The sequence below is a fragment of the Alkalibacterium gilvum genome (genome assembly GCF_900109085.1).
Classification (GTDB): domain Bacteria; phylum Bacillota; class Bacilli; order Lactobacillales; family Carnobacteriaceae_A; genus Alkalibacterium; species Alkalibacterium gilvum.
Genome location: NZ_FNYW01000080.1, coordinates 1 through 1,833, shown reverse-complemented (window position 1 = coordinate 1,833; position 1,833 = coordinate 1). Strand labels below are relative to the sequence as shown.

The 1,833-nt window shown below is 51.7% G+C and carries 1 rRNA gene; it reads right to left on the bottom strand.

The annotated features are described in order from the left end of the window. Positions 1-43: 43 nt before the first annotated feature. A 23S ribosomal RNA gene (locus BMX83_RS10585) occupies positions 44-1,833 on the bottom strand; the annotation flags it as partial.

Sequence of the window (1,833 nt, the reverse complement as noted above, 5' to 3'; positions counted from 1 at the left end):
TTTTTTAACAACACCGCATCTTTACCCTTAATCCAACATTAATGTGGTTAAGTCCTCGACCGATTAGTACTGGTCCGCTCCACATATCACTATGCTTCCACTTCCAGCCTATCTACCTGATAATCTTTCAGGGGTCTTACTTCCTTAAAGGAATGGGAGATCTCATCTTGAAGGGGGCTTCACGCTTAGATGCTTTCAGCGCTTATCCTGTCCACACATAGCTACCCAGCGATGCCAATGGCTTGACAACTGGTACACCAGCGGTGTGTCCATCCCGGTCCTCTCGTACTAAGGATAGCTCTTCTCAAATCTCCAACGCCCGCGACGGATAGGGACCGAACTGTCTCACGACGTTCTGAACCCAGCTCGCGTACCGCTTTAATGGGCGAACAGCCCAACCCTTGGGACCGACTACAGCCCCAGGATGCGATGAGCCGACATCGAGGTGCCAAACCTCCCCGTCGATGTGAACTCTTGGGGGAGATAAGCCTGTTATCCCCAGGGTAGCTTTTATCCGTTGAGCGATGGCCCTTCCATACGGTACCACCGGATCACTAAGCCCGACTTTCGTCCCTGCTCGACTTGTAGGTCTCGCAGTCAAGCTCCCTTCTGCCTTTACACTCTACGAATGATTTCCAACCATTCTGAGGGAACCTTTGGGCGCCTCCGTTACATTTTGGGAGGCGACCGCCCCAGTCAAACTGCCTATCTGACACTGTCTCCCGACCGGTTAACGGTCGTGGGTTAGAGTGGCCATACAGCGAGGGTAGTATCCCACCAGCGCCTCCACCAAGACTGGCGTCCTGGCTTCAGTGGCTCCTACCTATCCTGTACAAGCTGTACAGACACTCAATATCAAACTACAGTAAAGCTCCATGGGGTCTTTCCGTCCTGTCGCGGGTAACCTGCATTTTCACAGGTACTATAATTTCACCGAGTCTCTCGTTGAGACAGTGCCCAAATCATTACACCTTTCGTGCGGGTCGGAACTTACCCGACAAGGAATTTCGCTACCTTAGGACCGTTATAGTTACGGCCGCCGTTTACTGGGGCTTCAATTCAGAGCTTCGCCGAAGCTAACTCTTCCTCTTAACCTTCCAGCACCGGGCAGGTGTCAGCCCCTATACATCTTCTTACGAATTAGCAGAGACCTGTGTTTTTGGTAAACAGTTGCTTGGGCCTATTCACTGCGGCTGACCAATTGGTCAGCACCCCTTCTCCCGAAGTTACGGGGTCATTTTGCCGAGTTCCTTAACGAGAGTTCTCTCGATCACCTTAGGATTCTCTCCTCGACTACCTGTGTCGGTTTGCGGTACGGGCAGCCTACTTCTAACTAGAAGCTTTTCTCGGCAGTGTGACATCAGATACTTCGGTACTAAATTTCCCTCCCCATCACAACTTGTCCGTGCTGAGAGAAGCATTTGACTCCTCTCAAGACTTGTTGCTTGGACACGCTATTCCATCAGCGTGCACATCTTAGCCTCCTGCGTCCCTCCATTGTTCAAACAAAGTAGACTGGTACAGGAATATCAACCTGTTGTCCATCGCTTACGCCTATCGGCCTCAGCTTAGGTCCCGACTAACCCTGGGCGGACGAGCCTTCCCCAGGAAACCTTAGTCATTCGGTGGACGGGATTCTCACCCGTCTTTCGCTACTCATACCGGCATTCTCACTTCTAAGCGCTCCACAAGTCCTCACGATCTTGCTTCAACGCCCTTAGAACGCTCTCCTACCATAGAACCATTGGTTCTATCCGTGGCTTCGGTATCTTGTTTAGCCCCGGTACATTTTCGGCGCAGGGCCACTCGACTAGTGAGCTATTACGCACTCTT